Genomic DNA, 18,612 nt, shown 5'->3' on the forward strand with positions numbered 1-18,612 from the left:
CTGGTCAGCGAAATGCCCCATGGCGGGCAGAAGTTGTCGGGGTATGGCAAGGACATGTCGATGTATGGGCTGGAGGACTACACCGTCGTGCGGCATGTGATGTTCAAACACTAACCCCTTGTAGGAGCGAGCATGCTCCGGGCGGGTTTCCGACGATGGAGGTCAACGATAACGCGGGGAACCTGACGCCCCGCGGTGCCCTCCGGTTTCTCGCGAGCATGCTCGCTCCTACAGTACAGCGATGATTTCACCACGGTTTCAAGGTCGAAACCGGCATTACGCACCACTGGTTTCAAACACAACAATAACCACCGATCCGGGCAGCGCCTCCACGGCCCTGCCACGGCTTCGGACATCCGAAATCTGCCGATTTTCCGGAGAAACACACATGACTGCATCACCCGATCTCTCTACCGCCGTCGTCGACAGCGACGCCGAGCAACTGCGAAAACTGGGTTACACCTCCAACTTCAATCGCAGCATGAGCTTGTGGGAAAACTTCGCCCTGGGCTTCACTTATCTCTCGCCGGTCGTAGGGGTTTATACCCTCTTCGGCCTGTGCCTCGCCGCTGGCGGGCCGCCGATGTTCTGGGCCTATCTGCTGGTCGGTTGCGGCCAGTTGCTGGTGTGCCTGATCTTTGGTGAAGTGGTGTCGCAGTTCCCGATTTCCGGTGGCGTGTACCCGTGGGCGCGTCGCCTGGTGGGCAAGCGCTGGGCGTGGATGGTCGGCTGGATCTACTCCATCGCCCTGTGCGTCACGATTGCCGCCGTAGCCGTCGGCGCCGGCCCGTACCTGGCTGCCATGCTCGGTTTTGAACCGAGCAACAACACCAATATCGTCATTGCCCTGGTGCTGACGCTGTTTGCCACCCTGATCAACCTCAGCGGCACCAAGGTACTGGCGCGCATTGCCATGTTCGGCTTCCTCTGTGAACTGGTGGGTGCAGTGATCGTCGGCGTTTACCTGCTGGTCTTCGAGCGCCATCAATCAATTGGCGTGCTGTTCAACACCTTCGACATCAGCGTCGATGGTTCATACCTGCCGGCCTTCCTCACCGCCTCGCTGGCGGGTATGTTCCTCTACTACGGCTTCGAGGCCTGCGGCGACGTGGCCGAAGAAACCCCGAACCCGAGCAAGAAGATCCCGGTGGCCATGCGCATGACCATCTACATCGGCGGCATTGCGGCAATGTTCGCCTGCCTGGCACTGATCCTCGCCGTGCCAGACATGCAAGCGGTGATCGACGGCACCGACAAGGACCCGGTCGGCACCATCCTCAACAACGCCTTCGGCCCAATCGGTTCGAAAATGGTGATGGGCGTGGTGATGATTTCCTTCATCTCCTGCGTCATCAGCCTGCAAGCGGCGGCCAGTCGCCTGCTGTACTCCTACGCCCGGGATGAAATGGTTATCGGCAGCCGACTGCTGAAGAAGATCTCTCCTACAACCCAGGTTCCAGTTGCGGCGCTGTTCGTGTCCGGCGTCCTGCCAGCGCTGATCATCATCCTCGGCTTCTTCCTGCAGGATGCAGTCGCCACCATCGTCAGCTTCGCCGCCATCGGCATCTACCTGGCCTTCCAGATGATCGTGCTTGCGGCGCTGTATGCCCGCCTCAAAGGCTGGAAGCCCAGCGGCCAATTCACCCTCGGCGCCTGGGGCTGGCCGGTGAACATCTGCGCGCTGGTCTATGGCGTCGGCGCAATCGTCAACATGGCCTGGCCACGGACGCCGGATGCGGCGTGGTACATCAACTACGCCATGGTCTTGAGCACCACCATCGTCATTGGCCTGGGGTTGCTCTACATGTGGATCGCCAAGCCGTATGACCACGGCACAGCGCCAGCGGGGGATGCGTGGAAGGTTAGTCGCTAATGGAAATTGCCCCGGTGCCAAAAGACACCGGGGCAACCAAACGCTTTTAGCGGTCAAGCATTTCGAAACAGTTCCTGGCATCCCGTGGATGTATCCCCAGCTAGAGTTTCCCTACCACGCAAGTGGTACTGGTTGACGATAATCGCTGCAAGGCCTAGGGTGTTTACGTCGTTTACAGCGTATACATCTTTAGGAGAGCCACCATGGCCTCGCCCGTTTTGTCGTTTCGTGTCGAAGAACTCCTGGCCCAACAACTGGATCAGCTAGCGGCTGCCACCGACCGCGACCGTCAGTACCACCTCAAGCGTGCATTGGTTCGATATGTAGAAGCCGAGTCATGGCATCTGCAAGCCATAAGCGACGGCATATCCGATGCCGATGCTGGAAAACTGACCGACCTGGACGCCGTGAAGGCTAAGTGGGAAAAACGTGCCGAGCGTAGTACTGACTGAGAAAGCCGAAAGCGACCTGGACGCCATCCATGAACATTACCGAGAGGTCGTAGGCGCGGGTACTGCCATCGAGATCATTTCCACCATGCTGCAATGTTTCCGGCAGTTGGAACAGTTCCCCGGCTCAGGCAGGCCTTCTATCATGCCTGATGTACGAGAATTGGTACTTGGTCGTTATCCCTTCATTGCGCCGTATCGATTTGCCAATGGCCAGGTACAGGTGTTGAGGGTGCTGCATCAGCGTTCTGAACGTTCTCAGGATTGGTAAAGGGAGAACGTCCAGCCGCGACAGGATTGCCGCGACTGGATGTTCCATTTCTTCAAAACCGCGAAACACTGCGCATCGCATCCACCAGATAACGCATCGCAATGCGATCACTCTCCGACAACTCGCGATAGCGCTCCACCAACTTCATCTCCTCGTTATTGAGCCGACGTCTCCGCCGGCCAGTAGATAGGCACGCAAAGATTCCCAGGATTTCGGTGATGCCTTGTACTTTCGACATGGACGATGTCCTTCTCTACGTCAAAGAAAACTTCAGATATTGCATCGCCCTACCCTTTTCAGTAGCCACCCTGTGCCCACTGAAGCCACCGGCCCGAAGGGCAGAAACCGGTCATGCCCATAGAATAGAAACTATCCGGGCGCTGAAAAGTACTTTTTAGAGTAATTAGTCGAAAAAAACAGAAATGCCCTTTAAATCAGAACTTACTGTCGGAAACGTTAACCGACATCTCTTGTTTCATTGCCGCGCTATCGTCACGCCATCAATCATTTTTGCTGCGCAACCGAACGGTTTAAGCTATTCGTTATATGTTTTAAAGGCAGTTGCGTTTGGCCGAAGGCATGTCCGAACCGATATTTTTGATCCAGCAGTGCCAGGAACGGCGCGGGATCGTTCACGACAGGTTGTATTTATGCATCGCAGGAATTTGCTCAAAGCCTCCATGGCCATCGCGGCCTACACCGGATTATCGGCCACCGGCCTGCTCGCTGCCCGTGCCTGGGCAGGCAATGGCACCGCGGATGGCGAGGCTCAAGCGTTCGACTTCGAAGCGCTGAAGGTCCAGGCCAAGCAACTGGCCAGCAACCGCTACCAGGATACCAAGCAGGTGCTGCCGCCCACCCTGGCGACCATGACCCCGCAGAATTTCAATGCCATTCGCTATGACGGCAAGCATTCGTTGTGGAATGACTTGAATGGCCAGCTGGATGTGCAGTTTTTCCATGTCGGCATGGGTTTCCGCCAGCCGGTGCGCATGTACAGCGTCGATCCCAAGACCCACATGGCCCGCGAAGTGCATTTCCGCCCTTCGTTGTTCAACTATGAGAATACGTCCGTCGACACCCAGCAGCTCAAGGGCGACCTGGGCTTTTCCGGGTTCAAGCTGTTCAAGGCGCCGGAACTGGACAAACACGACGTGGTGTCTTTCCTCGGCGCCAGCTATTTCCGAGCGGTAGACGCCACTGGCCAGTACGGCTTGTCGGCCCGCGGGCTGGCAATCGACACCTATGCGAAGAAGCGCGAAGAATTCCCCGACTTCACCAAGTTCTGGTTCGAGACGCCAGACAAGGACAGCACGCGCTTCGTGGTCTACGCCTTGCTCGATTCTCCGAGCGCGACCGGCGCCTACCGTTTTGACATCGATTGCCAGGCCGAACGCGTGGTGATGGAGGTCGACGCCCATGTCAACGCGCGCACCGCCATCGAACAACTGGGCATCGCGCCGATGACCAGCATGTTCAGCTGCGGTACCCACGAGCGCCGTATGTGCGACACCATTCACCCGCAAATCCACGACTCCGATCGCCTGGCGATGTGGCGCGGCAATGGCGAGTGGATCTGCCGCCCGCTGAACAATCCGGCCACCCTGCAATTCAACGCCTTCACCGACAAGGACCCGAAAGGTTTCGGCCTGGTGCAGACCGATCATGAATTCGCCAGCTATCAGGACACCGTCGATTGGTACAGCAGACGCCCGAGCCTGTGGGTAGAACCGACGACCGCGTGGGGCGAAGGCTCTATCGATCTGCTGGAAATTCCTACCACCGGCGAGACACTCGATAACATCGTTGCCTTCTGGACCCCGAAAAAACCGGTCGCCGCCGGCGATTCACTGAACTACGGCTACAAACTCTACTGGAGCGCCCTACCGCCTGTCGGCACGCCCTTGGCACGGGTCAACGCAACCCGCTCAGGCATGGGCGGTTTCACTGAAGGCTGGGCGCCGGGCGAACACTACCCGAAGGTCTGGGCCCGACGCTTCGCCGTGGATTTCAACGGTGGCGGCCTGGATCGCCTGCCGCCAGGCACGGGCATCGAACCGGTGGTCACCTGTTCCAACGGCGAGGTGAAGGACTTCAACGTGCTGGTGCTCGATGACATCAAGGGCTACCGCATCACCTTTGACTGGTATCCGACCAACGACAGTGTCGAGCCGGTGGAGCTGCGCCTGTTCATTCGCACCAATGACCGGACGCTGAGTGAAACCTGGTTGTACCAGTACTTCCCGCCAGCACCGGACAAGCGCAAGTACAGCTGACGGAGAAAACAAAGCCCCGGTCAAATCGACCGGGGCTTTTGGTTTGCGACCTCACTCAATCCCGCAAATCCGACTCATGAATGGGTTGGTCACGATGGGTCGCGCGGTGATATTGCGCCGGCCAAATGGCTTTGCGCCCACCCAGGTCATCGTCGGCATGCAATGCCCAATAAGGATCACGCAACAGCTCACGAGCGAGGAAGATGATGTCGGCCTGGCAGGTGCGCAGGATATGTTCGGCCTGTGCAGGCTCAGTGATCATTCCTACCGTACCGGTAGCGATGCCTGACTCCTTGCGCACACGTTCGGCGAAGCGGGTCTGATAACCCGGACCCGTGGGGATTTCCGCGTTGACGGCCGTACCGCCTGACGACACGTCGATGAGGTCCACACCCAAGTCCTTAAGGCGTCGCGCCAGCTCGACGGTTTCATCCGGGTTCCAGCCATCCTCCACCCAGTCGGTGGCGGACACCCGCACGAACAGCGGTAATTCTTCGGGCCAGACCTTGCGCACCGCTTCGGTGACCTGCAAGACCAGGCGAATGCGGTTTTCGAATGAACCGCCGTACTGGTCACGCCGCTGATTACTCAGGGGCGAAAGAAACTGGTGCAGCAGATAGCCATGAGCCGCATGCACTTCGACCACCTTGAAACCGGCGGTCAACGCGCGCTTCGCCGAGTCGACAAAGGCCTGGATGACGTCAGCGATCTCGCCTTCGTCCAGCTGCTTGGGTTGTGTGTGTTGCGGATCAAAGGCGATTGGCGACGGGCCAACCGGCAACCAGCCGCCCTCGTCAATCTTTACGCTGCCATGCTTGCCAAGCCAGGGTCGATAGGTACTGGCCTTACGCCCTGCGTGGGCCAGCTGGATGCCAGCAACGGCGCCTTGAGCGGCAATGAAACGGGTGATGCGTTGCAAGGGTTCGATTTGTTCATCGTTCCACAGGCCAAGGTCCTGGGCGGTGATTCGCCCGTCGGCCGTGACTGCCGTGGCTTCCGTAAAGACCAGTCCGGCGCCGCCGACGGCGCGACTACCGAGGTGGACCAGGTGCCAGTCATTGGCCAGGCCATCGACGCTCGAATACTGGCACATTGGCGATACCGCAATGCGGTTGAGCAGGGTCAATTGACGAAGAGTGTAGGGTTCAAGCAGCAGACTCATGGGGCACCTCTCAAATCAGTGGGCAGGCTCCAGGGTTCTGTTTGAATAGTCGACGAGTGACATGAAAGGGATGCAGCACCCGCCCCCGCGGGCAAAAGATTGACAAGACGTCACAAGGATAATCAAGCAGTGCTTTAGAGCCTAGTCGACATCGGGGGATGTCGCCCCTCCCTGTAGGAGCGAGCATGCTCGCGATGGACTACAGGACACCGCGGGGTATCAGGTACCCCGCGTTATCGTTCACGACCATCGCGAGCATGCTCGCTCCTACAGGGCGGGTTCAACGCGGTTCAATGTGGGCGATCATCAGTTGCACGGTCTCATTGCCGCGAAACTCGTTGACGTCGAGTTTGTAAGCCAGCTCCACCCACTTGATGGTCGGGTTTGGCCAGACCTCACGGTCGATCCCGAAGGCAATGCCATCGAGCTTGACCGAGCCGCACTCGCTCCTGAGCACCACCTTGAGGTGGCGTTCACCGACGACACGCTGCTCGACCAACTGAAACACGCCATGAAACAGTGGCTCCGGGAAGTGCTGGCCCCAAGGCCCGGCGTGGCGTAATGCACGGGCCAGTTCGAGGTGGAATTCTTCGACCGCCAGAACCCCGTCCGACAGCAAGCGCCCGGTCAGGTCTTCGTCGCGCAGTTGCCGACGCACTTCGGCGTCGAAAGCTTCGGCGAACAACGGAAAATTTGCTTCTGGCAGCGTCAGGCCAGCGGCCATGGCATGACCACCGTACTTGGTGATCAGGTTCGGATGCTGCGCCGCCACCACGCTCAGGGCATCGCGAATATGAAAGCCCTGTACCGAACGCCCCGAGCCCTTGAGCAACCCGTCGCCGGCATCGGCGAAGGCGATGGTCGGACGGAAATAACGTTCTTTCATGCGCGAGGCCAGGATGCCGATGACGCCCTGATGCCATTCGGGATCGAACAGGCACAAACCGAATGGCATCGATTCCACCGGCAAATCCTTGAGCTGGGCCAACGCTTCACGCTGCATGCCCTGCTCGATGGATTTACGGTCCTGGTTCATTCCGTCCAGTTGCGCCGCCATTTCCCGCGCCAGCGCCACGTCTTCGGTCAGCAGGCATTCGATGCCCAGGCTCATGTCATCCAGTCGCCCGGCGGCATTGAGGCGTGGACCGACGATAAACCCCAGGTCGGTGGAGGTGATGCGCGCATGATCACGCTTGGCCACTTCGAGAATCGCCTTGATCCCCGGCCGGGCACGTCCGGCGCGTATGCGTTCCAGGCCTTGATGCACCAGGATGCGGTTATTGGCATCCAGCGGCACCACGTCGGCCACGCTGCCCAGCGCCACCAGGTCGAGCAATTCGCCGATGTTCGGCTGCGGCTTGCTGGCGTACCAGCCGAGTTCGCGCAAACGCGCGCGCAAGGCCATCAGCACATAGAAAATCACCCCGACGCCGGCCAGCGCCTTGCTCGGGAATGTGCAACCGGGCTGGTTCGGATTGACGATGGCATCGGCCAGCGGCAGGTCATCGCCCGGCAAATGGTGGTCAGTGACCAACACGTTGAGCCCGGCCTTTTTCGCCGCGGCCACGCCTTCGACACTGGAAATGCCATTGTCCACGGTAATCAGCAACTGCGGCTGACGCTCCAGGGCCACCGCAACGATCTCCGGGGTCAGGCCGTAGCCGTAGTCGAATCGGTTGGGCACCAGATAGTCGACATGCGCCGCACCCAACAGGCGCAAGCCCAAGGTGCCCACGGTACTGGCGGTGGCACCGTCGGCATCGAAGTCGCCAACGATCAGAATCCTCTGGCGCTGCTGGAGTGCGGTCACCAGCAGATCCACCGCTGCCTCGATGCCCTTGAGCTGCTGGAACGGAATCAGCCGTGCCAGGCTTTTGTCCAGTTCGGCTTCGGATTGCACGCCCCGCGCTGCGTACAGCCGGGTCAGCAGCGGTGGAATATCACCGAGAAATGGCAGGGTGTCGGGCAGCTGGCGAGGTTCGATGCGCATGGGGTGACAGGGGCTTCTCTTCAATACGTAGGATAAAACCGGTGAGGCAGCGACTGATCAGCCGCGTTCGCCCAACAGCCACTGCAACTGGACTTCATGCTGGCCGCGGTCGTCGGTGACGAAAATCGTCCCTTCGCTGATCATTACGTCCCACTTGATCACCCGGGGCATGTCTTTGGCCAGGGTTTCCAGGACTTCCTGAGGGACCGCCGCGATGTTAACGTTTTTCAGGTTCTTGATCGCCGGGATCACCTTGCCTTCCCAGACGCGCAGGCTGCCGTAGGCCAGCAGGCTGGTGCGCTCGGTGCGGCGCGAGCACCAGGTCAGGCGATCGGCGTCGGGTTGACCGACTTCGATCCAGTGCAGGACGCGGTCATCCAGGCTCTTTTCCCACAGGGCCGGTTCATCCACGTCCGACAGGCCACGGCCAAACGACAGTTGCTCGTTGTACCAGAGGGCGTAGGCCAACAGGCGCACGGTCATGCGCTCTTCGGTTTCCGAAGGGTGGCGGGCGATGGTCTGCTTGACGGACTCGTAGACGCTGCGATCGAGGTCGGTGAGGTTCAGTTCAAACTTGTAGGTCGTGGACGGCTGGGCCATGAACGGGCTTCTTGATACGTGGAAAGGCGGCAAGTCTAACCGATGCAGCCACCAATCAACGAATAGAAGGCGATCTCCCTTGGGCGCCTGACAGTCGGCTATGTTAAAACTCTGTACTCGCTCAACCTTTGTCCAACAGGAGCCCGCATGCCGTCCTCTGCCAAACCGCTCTCAGGTCTGAAAGTCATCGAATTGGGTACCTTGATCGCCGGCCCGTTCGCCTCGCGCATTTGCGCTGAATTCGGTGCCGATGTGATCAAGGTCGAATCGCCGGACGGCGGCGATCCATTGCGCAAATGGCGCAAGTTGTACGAGGGCACCTCGCTGTGGTGGTTCGTCCAGGCTCGCAATAAAAAATCGCTGACGCTCAACCTCAAGCATCCGGACGGCCTGGCGGTCCTGAAGAAACTGCTCAGTGAAGCGGACATCCTGATCGAGAACTTCCGCCCCGGTGTACTGGAAAAGCTTGGCCTGGGCTGGGACGTCCTGCATGCATTGAATCCAAAGCTGGTCATGGTGCGGCTCTCGGGCTTCGGCCAGACCGGCCCGATGAAGGATCAACCCGGGTTTGGCGCGGTCGGCGAATCCATGGGCGGCCTGCGCTACATCACAGGGTTCGAGGATCGGCCGCCGGTGCGCACCGGGATTTCCATCGGTGATTCGATTGCCGCGCTGTGGGGCGTGATCGGTGCCCTCATGGCCCTGCGTCACCGCGAGGTCAATGGCGGTCAGGGGCAAGTAGTGGACGTGGCGCTGTACGAGGCGATCTTCGCCATGATGGAAAGCATGGTGCCAGAGTTCGACGTGTTTGGTTTCATCCGCGAGCGCACCGGCAATATCATGCCGGGTATTACGCCTTCATCGATCCACACCAGTGCCGATGGCAAGCATGTGCAGATCGGCGCCAATGGCGATGCGATCTTCAAGCGCTTCATGCTGCTCATTGGTCGGGAAGACCTGGCCAACGATCCGCTGCTGGCCAGCAACGACGGCCGCGACAGCCGTCGCGACGAAATTTATGGGGTCATTGATCGCTGGGTCAATTCGCTGCCCCTGGACACCGTCATCGAGCGCTTGAACCAAGCCGACGTACCGGCCAGCCGGATCTTCAGCGCCGAAGACATGTTCAGCGATCCTCAGTACCTCGCCCGGGAAATGTTCCTGCAGGCCAAGCTGCCCGATGGCAAGGACTTCAAGATGCCAGGGATCGTGCCGAAACTCTCAGAGACACCCGGTGATTGTGAATGGGTCGGGCCGCAACTGGGTGAGCACAATGCCCAGGTACTCCAGGAACTTGGCTATGACGCGTCGCAGATCACACAACTGCGCAAAGACGGAGCCATCTGAGCTCAAGCGTTTGTTTGCGCGACTCATCAAGCCCGGCCTGCTGTTGGCCGGGCAGCGCCTGGGCGCGTTGGCGAGCCTGGCCCTGATCGTTACGCTGGCCTCGCCGGTGTCGGCGCAGCCCAAGGAATCCCTGGTCTGGCTGAAACGCGATCTACCGCCGCTGTTCATTTTCAACGGGCCGGAAAAAGGCCAGGGGATCATCGATCAATTGCTGCGGCAGCTGATCGCCGGCATGCCGCAGTACCGGCACAGCGTGATGAAGGTCAATCGTGCCCGTGGCTTGCAAATGCTTCACGAACCGTCCCTCACCTGCGATGCAGCGTTGAACTGGAGCAAGGAACGCGAAAGCTGGATCGCATTTTCCCTGCCGGTATTTCGCGCCATGAGCAATGGCCTGGCCGTGCGCAGCAACGAGCGAGAGGTACTGACGCCGTTCCTCAAGGATGGTGAGGTGGACCTGGCGGCCCTGTTGGCCACCGGCAACGTGACCTTGGGCATTGTTGCCGAACGCAACTATGGCGAATACCTTGACGCCCTGCTCAAACAGGCGCCGGGCAAGGCGCTGACGCTTCATTACGGCAACGACGCCTTGGGCAGCCTGCTGCAAATGCAACGCCTGGGACGCCTGCAGTTGCTGTTGGGCTATCGCCCGGAAATTCGCTATCAGGCGCGACAACAAGGGATCGCGGAAGAGGAGCTGCAGTTCTATCCGGTTCGTGGCACCGGCAGATACCTGTCCGGCTACATCGGCTGCACCAATACGCCCCTGGGGCGGCAGGCGATCATCGAGATCAACCAATTGCTGCGTGCCCTGCCCCGAGACCATTTGAGCGAGGCGTATGCCGGCTGGCTCGACCCGCAAAGCCGTACCGACTACCTGCGAGCAGCCCGGGAATTTTTCGAGCATCAGGACGGCTACTGACAATTGCCAGGCAAAAAGAAACCCCGAGAAGTGGGGAGACGACTCGGGGTTAAACGTGGTCTTTCAAAGACCAGTAACAGCAAGCGGCAAGCACCGGAGCACAATGCTTGATCCCGCTGTTACTGAATCTGACTGATAAGGATGCAGGAAGGTTCCCACAACCGGCCATTCAATTTCGGCTAGCCACCAACTTGTCCTGTGCCGCATTGCGCAACGCTGCGATAACACAGGGCTCCAGGCGTCCTTCAGCAATCAGCACATCGCGGTGCAGGCCGTCGACGACATCCGTCAACTGACGCTTGTCGGCCAACTGCGCCTGATTGAACACCCGATCGACCACTATGGCACCGATAGCATTCTTCAAGGTCACCCGGCATTCGCCATGTATGCCTGACGGGGTTAACGTCACCTGGTACGGGCTCAGAGCCTCACCGAGCAATAGACTGATACTTTCCATCCGATCACCACTCAATAGTCCGAAAACAAAGTGCCTGGGGCGTGTGTACTGTAAATGACCGCTGGGCCGAGTAGAAAGTTCTGAAAACCGCGTGCAGGTGAGCCTGCGCCTGCGGTCGATAGAGCATGCACGGCGAAGATGACAGGGAAAAAACATCAGCCTCACGCCTGTCCGGCCAAACGGCACCTCCAGAGTAGCGAGAGCAAGCCAGACAGGCTGGCGGCCAAAAGGCCCCAGCCAGCCCATGGGGCAAATTGTTGCCAGGCTGTCGGGAGTGGATCGCCATCGAGCCACTTCGAACGCAAGGCACGTAGTTCAGCGGGAGGAAAAGCCTCGAGGGCCTTGTTGAGGATACAGAGCAGTTGCGATTGGCCTTTGCGCACCGTCAGGTAGTCCGGGTCCCACTGGCCTTCCACGATTTGCCCCACCTGAAGCTGGCCCAAGGGTAAGAGTCGTGCGCCTGTTTCGCTTTCGATGGTGGCATGGGCCTCCCCGCTTTCCACCAGCGCGCGGGCTTGCGCGTAGGTCTTGACCGAACGCAAATCGATGGTGGGGTGGTCACGACGAATCACCGCTTCCAGCACATGCCGGGTCGGCAGTACCAACACGTGCTTGGCCAACTGCTGCAGTGACTCGACCTGCGGTGCCCCGGCCCGCCCGACAAACACCCAGCCAGAGCCGCCATAGGAATGGCTGAAATCCAGGAACACCTTGCGCTCGTCATTCATTGCCAGCGTGGTGCTCATGTCCGCTTCTGCGCGCTCCAGGCTTTGAAGCATATGCTCGATGGAGAATGACTCGACATGGACAAAACGCAGCCCCGTCATGGCGCTGATGCGATCGAGCATGTCCCTGTTAAGGCCGCTCCACTGGCCATGTTCATTCTTGAACAGGTAGCGCGGGTATTCCAGCGACGCTACCTTGACGGGCGGGTGCCCGGCAATCCATTCAAGTTCCCGGGCATCCAGCGCGATCCGGACACCGGCGCCCGCCTTTGCCGGTTCACGAGCCGGATCAGGCGCGGCGATTGCCCACTGGGCCAAGATGAACAGGACACTGAGCAATAGCAGCCAGCACGCCGCTGGCCTGGATCGTCTGTAAACCGGCATTGCCACATCCTTGCAGATCCGTTCGTCCCTCTCCGTGGACGAATCCTGTTGGCAAGTGTGGCATGCAAAAACAACAAAGCCCGTCAGTAGACGGGCTTTGTTGTGTGACAGGGTTTGCCCGTTACAAAGGCTTACCGCGGTTACCGTGCTGGCTGACAAAGGCCTGCACGGCCTTCAGGTCATTCGGCAATACGGTGCAGCGCTCGTCTCTTTCAAACAAATCAGAAAGATGTGCAGGCAGCTCGAGGGCTTTTCCTACACCGGCTTTCTCCACGGCGTCCGGGAATTTGACCGGATGGGCCGTGCCCAGGATCACCATCGGGATATCCAGGCTGCGACGGCATTCGCGGGCGGCCTTGACGCCGATCGCGGTGTGCGGGTCCAGCACTTCACCGGTCTGTTCAAAGACCTCGGCGATGGTTTCGCAGGTTTGCTCATCGTCAACGGCCAGTGAGTCGAACAGTTTGCGCGCTTCAGTCCAGCGCTCCTGCTCGACGCTGAAACCGCCGCCCTGCTTGAAGCTGTCCATCAGCCCGGCAATCGCCGCGCCATTGCGACCGTGCAGGTCGAACAGCAGGCGTTCGAAGTTCGAGGACACCATGATGTCCATCGACGGCGACAGGGTCGCGTGCAGGGTTTCCTTGACGTACTGGTTGCCGCTCATGAAGCGGTGCAGGATGTCGTTGCGGTTGGTGGCGACGATCAACTGGTTGATCGGCAGGCCCATGTTGCGTGCCAGGTAACCGGCGAAGATGTCGCCGAAGTTACCGGTTGGCACCGAGAACGCCACCGAGCGCGCCGGACCGCCCAGTTGCAGGGCTGCGTGGAAGTAGTAGACGATCTGGGCCATGATCCGCGCCCAGTTGATCGAGTTTACCGCCACCAGGCGCGTGCCCTTGAGGAAGCCCTGGTCGGCGAAGCTCGCCTTGACCATTTCCTGGCAGTCATCGAAGTTGCCTTCGATGGCGATGTTGTGGATGTTCTCGCCGAAAATGGTTGTCATCTGCCGACGCTGCACTTCGGACACACGGTTGTGTGGGTGCAGGATGAAGATGTCGACGTTTTCGCAGTGCTTGCAACCTTCGATGGCCGCCGAGCCGGTATCGCCGGAAGTGGCGCCAACGATCACCACGCGCTCGCCGCGTTTTTCCAGCACGTAGTCGAGCAGGCGACCGAGCAGTTGCAGGGCGAAGTCCTTGAACGCCAGGGTCGGGCCGTGGAACAGCTCCAGCACCCATTCGTTGCCGTTCAGCTGACGCAGCGGCGCGACGGCGCTGTGGGCAAACACACCGTAGGTTTCTTCAAGGATCTTCTTGAAATCGGCATCCGGGATGCTGCCGGTGACGAACGGACGCATAACGCGGAAGGCCAGCTCGTGATACGGCAGGCCGGCCCAGGAAGCGATTTCTTCCTGGGTGAAACGTGGCAGGTTTTCCGGGACGTACAGACCGCCGTCGGTGGCAAGGCCTGCCAGCAGGACGTCTTCGAAACTCAGGGCCGGTGCCTGGCCGCGGGTACTGATGTAACGCATGACTGACTCCATTGGGACAGTGTTCGCAATGCCGGGCGCCGGTCACGGCGCCCGGTAATCGATAACGGCTTAGTTCAGGTGCTCGACGCGAATCCGCACGACCGGGCCAACCACGCCCTGGAGCGCTTCCAGTGCCTTGATGGCGTCGTTGATACGCTGTTCCACCACACGGTGGGTCAGCAGGATCATCGGTACCAGGCCATCGTGCTCCTCGGCTTCCTTCTGCATGATCGATTCGATGTTGATGCCACGCTCGGACAGGATGCTGCCAACCTGGGCGAGGACGCCCGGATGATCCTTGGCCTGGATCCGCAGGTAGTACGCGCTTTCGCAGGCATCGATTGGCAGGATCGGGTGCGCCGACAGCGAATCCGGCTGGAAGGCCAGGTGCGGTACGCGGTTTTCCGGGTCCGAGGTCATGGCGCGAACCACGTCCACCAGGTCGGCAATCACCGACGAAGCGGTCGGTTCCATGCCGGCACCCGCACCGTAGAACAGGGTCGAACCGGCGGCGTCGCCGTTGACCATCACCGCGTTCATCACGCCGTTGACGTTGGCGATCAGGCGATCGGCCGGGATCAGCGTCGGGTGCACGCGCAGCTCGATACCGGCCGCGGTGCTGCGCGCCACGCCCAGGTGCTTGATGCGGTAGCCCAACGCTTCGGCGTAGTTCACGTCAGCGGTGGTCAGCTTGGTGATGCCTTCGGTGTAGGCCTTGTCGAACTGCAACGGGATGCCGAAGGCAATGGACGCCAGGATCGTCAGCTTGTGCGCCGCATCGATGCCTTCGACGTCGAAGGTCGGGTCGGCTTCGGCGTAGCCCAGGGCTTGCGCTTCGGCCAACACGTCTTCGAAGGTACGGCCTTTCTCGCGCATCTCGGTGAGAATGAAGTTGCCGGTGCCGTTGATGATGCCAGCCACCCAGTTGATGCGGTTGGCGGACAGGCCTTCACGGATCGCCTTGATCACCGGGATGCCACCAGCCACGGCTGCTTCGAACGCAACGATCACGCCCTTCTCGCGTGCCTTGGCGAAAATTTCATTACCGTGAACGGCGATAAGCGCCTTGTTCGCGGTGACCACATGCTTGCCATTCTCGATGGCCTTGAGTACCAGCTCGCGGGCAACGGTGTAGCCGCCCACCAGCTCTATGACGATGTCGATCTCAGGGTTCGTGGCCACTTCGAAGACATCGGTGGTAATCGCAATACCGGTCGTTTGGAACTGAGGCTTTGGCGTGCGCGTGGCAATTTGTGCCACTTCGATTCCACGCCCGGCACGACGAGCAATTTCCTCGGCGTTGCGCTGAAGTACGTTGAAGGTACCGCCACCGACGGTCCCTAACCCACAGATGCCTACTTTGACCGGTTTCACTGTGAACTCCCCATAAAACGGCCGACTCGAGGCCGGCCGTGAAAACAGCCGCATGCTCGCGGCTCACTATTGATGGCCCGACTGAGCTGCCGTCGGACCACACGCGTCAAAGGCTGACTCGAATTACTTGGCGCCCAGCGCCAGTTTGGCGACTTGTGGCGCTGGCTGGTAGCCCGGAATGACCTGACCGTCCGCCAAAACGATGGCCGGTGTGCCGTTCACACCAATCGACTGGCCGAGGGCGAACTGCTTGGACACCGGGTTATCGCACTTGGCGGCCTTGATTTCCTTGCCGTCGACCATCTTGTCCATGGCCGCTTTCTTGTCTTTGGAGCACCAGACCGCCTGCAACTGCTCGTCACCCGGCGAACCCAGGCCCTGGCGCGGAAACGCAACATAGCGCACTTCGATGCCGCGCTTGTTCAGTTCAGGCACTTCGGCGTGCAGTTTATGGCAGTACGGGCAGGTGGTGTCGGTGAACACGGTGATGTGCGACTTGGTTTCACCAATGGCCGGGTACACCACGGTTTCCGCGACAGGGATTGCGTTGACCAGCTTGGAAACGCCCAGGCGTTCGGTCTTCTCGGTCAGGTTGACCGGCTTGCCGTCCTTGAGCTGGAACATGTAGCCCTGGACGACGTACTGGCCGTCGGCACTGGCGTACAGCACGCGGCTGCCCTGGAGCTTGACTTCATACAGGCCCGGCAGCGGGCTGGCGGAGATACTTTCTACCGGAACTTCGAGCTGGAGGTTTTCCAGGCTTTTACGAATGGCTTTATCGGCCGCGTCATCGGCGACGGCAAAGGTGCTGACCAACGCAATGGCGGCGGCGGCGAAAATCTGGGTCAGACGCATGAGAACTCCTGAAGGCGGACAAATGAGACGCTCGGAACGCCCGTGCCGAAACACCGGGTCATAAACGCCCATCGTGCAAACCGGCAAAGCCTACCACATAAGGCTCGCGTGGCCGACTCCCGGTGATACAAGGCATCGCAGACCGTTTTTCTGTGGGAGCGAGCCTGCTCGCGAAAGCAGTGTGGCAGCCAAAGATGGTGCAGCTGGTCCACCGCATTCGCGAGCAGGCTCGCTCCCACAGGGGACAACATTAGCCTCGAGGATGGTGTTTGGCGTGCAGGTCCTGCAACCGCGCCCGGGCGACGTGGGTATAGATCTGCGTGGTCGACAGGTCGCTGTGGCCGAGCAGCATCTGCACCACCCGCAGGTCCGCACCGTGATTGAGCAAGTGCGTGGCGAACGCATGGCGCAAGGTGTGCGGCGACAGCGACTTGCCGATCCCGGCTACCTTGGCCTGGTGCTTGATCCGGTGCCAGAACGTCTGGCGGGTCATCTGCTCGCCGCGCTGGCTGGGGAACAACACATCGCTGGGCCGCCCGCCGAGCAACTCACCACGACCATCGCGCAGATATCGTTCGACCCAGACAATCGCCTCCTCGCCCATCGGCACCAGCCGCTCCTTGCTGCCCTTGCCCATCACCCGCAACACGCCCTGGCGCAGGTTGACCTGCTCCAGCGTCAGGCTGATCAGCTCTGTCACTCGCAGGCCACAGGCATAGAGCACTTCGAGCATGGCGCGGTCGCGCTGGCCGATGGCCTCGCTCAGGTCCGGCGCCTTCAGCAGCGCTTCCACGTCAGCTTCCGACAAGGATTTGGGCAATGGCCGACCCAGCTGGGGCATATCGATGCGCAATGTCGGATCGACCGCGATCAGCTTTTCCCGCAGCAGGTAACGATAAAAGCCACGCACACCAGAGAGAAATCTTGCCGTAGAACGGGGTTTATAGTTTTGCTCCAGGCGCCAGGCCAGGTGATCAAGGATCAATTCGCGTCCGGCGTTGAGCAGCTCCAGGCCCTTTTCCTGCAGCCAGCCGTTGAACAGTGCCAGGTCGCTGCGATAGGCGTCGCGGGTGTTGTCGGACAGGCCTTTTTCCAGCCAGAGAGCGTCGAGGAATTGGTCTATCAAGGGGTGATCGATGGCGGGCATAAAGGCTCAGGCGGGACCGGCAACACGGTCAAAGAAGATAAATCGCAGGCAACAAAAAAGCAGCCCGTAGGCTGCTTTTTTCTGCATCGGAAGCTGGACTTAAGCCAGTTTTTCCTTGATGCGAGCTGCTTTACCCGACAGGTCACGCAGGTAGTACAGCTTGGCTTTACGTACGTCACCGCGACGCTTGACAGCCATGCTGTCGATTTGCGGGGAGTAGGTCTGGAAAGTACGCTCTACGCCAACACCGTTGGAGATCTTACGCACGGTGAATGCACTGTTAACGCCGCGGTTACGCTTGGCGATTACAACGCCTTCGAACGCTTGCAGACGCGAACGGTCGCCTTCCTTCACTTTCACCTGAACGACAATGGTGTCGCCCGGGGCAAAGGTAGGGATCTCTTTGGTCATCTGCTCTGCTTCGAGTGCAAGGATGATTTTGTTAGTCATGCTGTGCTCCTAAGGTAAATCGTCGGATCTACCATCGATACGTTGTTAACTATCGTCCCGCTCGCGGATGTATTCCTCGAGCAGCTTCTTCTCTTCTCCAGAAAGCGAGCGGCTTTCCAGAAGATCGGCGCGTCGTTCATAGGTCCGACCAAGGGACTGCTGTAAACGCCAACGCCGGATGTGCGCGTGATTGCCACTTAGCAATACGTCGGGAACACGCTGATCCGCATACACCTCCGGTCGGGTGTAGTGCGGGCAATCCAGCAAACCATCCGTAAAGGAATCTTCCTCGGCGGAGTCCGCATGCCCTAAAGCTCCAGGCAGCAGTCGTGTAACCGCATCGATCAGGACCATCGCCGGCAGCTCGCCGCCAGACAGTACATAGTCGCCAATCGACCACTCTTCATCGACATGAGCATCAATAAAACGCTCGTCAATGCCTTCATAACGACCGGCAATCAGGATCAGTGCATCCAGATTCGCCAACTCGCGTACCGCCGACTGAGTCAGTTGACGGCCTTGGGGGGACAGGTAAATCACCTTCGCTCCCTCCCCGGCGACTGCCTTGGCCTCGACCAGAGCATCTTCCAGGGGCTTGATCTTCATCACCATGCCCGGACCACCGCCAAAAGGGCGATCATCCACAGTGTGATGTCGATCCGTCGTGTAGTCTCGCGGGTTCCAACAGGTGAGCTGCAACAGCCCCTGTTTCACCGCCCGACTGGTGATGCCGTACTCGCTGATGGCGGAGAACATCTCGGGAAACAAACTGATCACTTCTACGCGCAAGTTAGCCACG

Annotated in this window: 17 protein-coding genes and 1 pseudogene; 6 read left to right on the forward strand and 12 right to left on the reverse strand. The window is 59.8% G+C overall.

Annotated elements, in window-relative coordinates; translation table 11 throughout:
- Positions 1-388 precede the first annotated feature (388 nt).
- The 3 genes from AC1Q8Q_RS28095 (at position 389) to AC1Q8Q_RS28105 (ending at position 2,593) form a co-directional block, all read left to right on the forward strand.
- Positions 389-1,873: an APC family permease gene (locus AC1Q8Q_RS28095; protein ID WP_083348303.1), complete on the forward strand. Its 1,485-nt coding sequence runs from the start codon at positions 389-391 to the stop codon at positions 1,871-1,873.
- Positions 1,874-2,076: 203 nt separating this feature from the next.
- Positions 2,077-2,325, forward strand: a complete 249-nt coding sequence (locus tag AC1Q8Q_RS28100; RefSeq protein WP_020795660.1) for a CopG family ribbon-helix-helix protein — start codon at positions 2,077-2,079, stop codon at positions 2,323-2,325.
- A complete protein-coding gene (locus AC1Q8Q_RS28105; RefSeq protein WP_020795659.1) occupies positions 2,303-2,593 on the forward strand; it encodes a type II toxin-antitoxin system RelE/ParE family toxin in 291 nt (96 codons plus the stop codon). The genes AC1Q8Q_RS28100 and AC1Q8Q_RS28105 overlap by 23 nt, the downstream gene beginning before the upstream one ends.
- 52 nt (positions 2,594-2,645) lie before the next feature.
- On the opposite strand, the gene AC1Q8Q_RS28110 is transcribed toward AC1Q8Q_RS28105, so the two are convergent.
- Positions 2,646-2,831, reverse strand: coding sequence for a hypothetical protein (locus AC1Q8Q_RS28110; RefSeq protein ID WP_020795658.1), 186 nt, complete (start codon positions 2,829-2,831; stop codon positions 2,646-2,648).
- Between the two features lie 412 nt (positions 2,832-3,243).
- Between AC1Q8Q_RS28110 and AC1Q8Q_RS28115 the strand changes: the two genes are divergently transcribed.
- Positions 3,244-4,869: a glucan biosynthesis protein D gene (locus AC1Q8Q_RS28115; RefSeq protein WP_489327500.1), complete on the forward strand. Its 1,626-nt coding sequence runs from the start codon at positions 3,244-3,246 to the stop codon at positions 4,867-4,869.
- Between the two features lie 55 nt (positions 4,870-4,924).
- On the opposite strand, the gene AC1Q8Q_RS28120 is transcribed toward AC1Q8Q_RS28115, so the two are convergent.
- The 3 genes from AC1Q8Q_RS28120 to AC1Q8Q_RS28130 all read right to left on the reverse strand — a co-directional run bounded on the left by AC1Q8Q_RS28120 (position 4,925) and on the right by AC1Q8Q_RS28130 (position 8,621).
- Positions 4,925-6,031: an NADH:flavin oxidoreductase/NADH oxidase gene (locus AC1Q8Q_RS28120; protein WP_020795655.1), complete on the reverse strand. Its 1,107-nt coding sequence runs from the start codon at positions 6,029-6,031 to the stop codon at positions 4,925-4,927.
- Between the two features lie 280 nt (positions 6,032-6,311).
- Positions 6,312-8,021 (reverse strand): single-stranded-DNA-specific exonuclease RecJ, encoded by a 1,710-nt coding sequence (gene recJ, locus AC1Q8Q_RS28125; protein WP_020795654.1) that lies wholly within the window; start codon positions 8,019-8,021, stop codon positions 6,312-6,314.
- A 57-nt stretch (positions 8,022-8,078) separates the two neighbouring features.
- Positions 8,079-8,621: a YaeQ family protein gene (locus AC1Q8Q_RS28130; protein ID WP_008057823.1), complete on the reverse strand. Its 543-nt coding sequence runs from the start codon at positions 8,619-8,621 to the stop codon at positions 8,079-8,081.
- A 147-nt stretch (positions 8,622-8,768) separates the two neighbouring features.
- Here AC1Q8Q_RS28130 and AC1Q8Q_RS28135 point away from each other — a divergent pair, with 147 nt between their 5' ends.
- Positions 8,769-9,968 carry a CaiB/BaiF CoA transferase family protein gene (locus AC1Q8Q_RS28135; RefSeq protein ID WP_492615781.1) on the forward strand — a complete coding sequence of 400 codons (1,200 nt, stop codon included), beginning with the start codon at positions 8,769-8,771 and terminating at the stop codon, positions 9,966-9,968.
- Complete coding sequence (locus AC1Q8Q_RS28140; protein ID WP_033041883.1) at positions 9,922-10,890, forward strand: TIGR02285 family protein; 969 nt, start codon at positions 9,922-9,924, stop codon at positions 10,888-10,890. The genes AC1Q8Q_RS28135 and AC1Q8Q_RS28140 overlap by 47 nt, the downstream gene beginning before the upstream one ends.
- A 169-nt stretch (positions 10,891-11,059) precedes the next feature.
- Here AC1Q8Q_RS28140 and AC1Q8Q_RS28145 read toward each other — a convergent pair whose 3' ends face one another.
- The 8 genes and pseudogenes from AC1Q8Q_RS28145 to trmD form a co-directional block, all read right to left on the reverse strand.
- A complete protein-coding gene (locus tag AC1Q8Q_RS28145) occupies positions 11,060-11,347 on the reverse strand; it encodes a DUF3509 domain-containing protein (protein ID WP_020795651.1) in 288 nt (95 codons plus the stop codon).
- Between the two features lie 173 nt (positions 11,348-11,520).
- Positions 11,521-12,456 (reverse strand): annotated as a pseudogene (locus tag AC1Q8Q_RS28150) (transporter substrate-binding domain-containing protein); the annotation flags it as partial.
- A 121-nt stretch (positions 12,457-12,577) separates the two neighbouring features.
- Entirely contained in the window at positions 12,578-13,987 is a 1,410-nt protein-coding gene (gene thrC, locus AC1Q8Q_RS28155; RefSeq protein WP_492615782.1) for a threonine synthase, read from the reverse strand.
- A 69-nt stretch (positions 13,988-14,056) separates the two neighbouring features.
- A complete protein-coding gene (locus AC1Q8Q_RS28160) occupies positions 14,057-15,361 on the reverse strand; it encodes a homoserine dehydrogenase (RefSeq protein ID WP_033041889.1) in 1,305 nt (434 codons plus the stop codon).
- Between the two features lie 123 nt (positions 15,362-15,484).
- Entirely contained in the window at positions 15,485-16,216 is a 732-nt protein-coding gene (gene dsbC, locus AC1Q8Q_RS28165; RefSeq protein WP_034149004.1) for a bifunctional protein-disulfide isomerase/oxidoreductase DsbC, read from the reverse strand.
- A gap of 250 nt (positions 16,217-16,466) precedes the next feature.
- Positions 16,467-17,363, reverse strand: a complete 897-nt coding sequence (xerD, locus tag AC1Q8Q_RS28170) for a site-specific tyrosine recombinase XerD (RefSeq protein WP_168757294.1) — start codon at positions 17,361-17,363, stop codon at positions 16,467-16,469.
- Positions 17,364-17,462: 99 nt separating this feature from the next.
- Positions 17,463-17,813 carry a 50S ribosomal protein L19 gene (gene rplS, locus AC1Q8Q_RS28175; RefSeq protein ID WP_003175895.1) on the reverse strand — a complete coding sequence of 117 codons (351 nt, stop codon included), beginning with the start codon at positions 17,811-17,813 and terminating at the stop codon, positions 17,463-17,465.
- A gap of 45 nt (positions 17,814-17,858) precedes the next feature.
- On the reverse strand, positions 17,859-18,611 hold the full coding sequence (trmD, locus tag AC1Q8Q_RS28180) for a tRNA (guanosine(37)-N1)-methyltransferase TrmD (RefSeq protein ID WP_020795644.1): 753 nt from the start codon (positions 18,609-18,611) through the stop codon (positions 17,859-17,861).
- Position 18,612 lies beyond the last annotated feature (1 nt).

The sequence above is a fragment of the Pseudomonas sp. GW823-FHT06B06 genome (genome assembly GCF_058795195.1).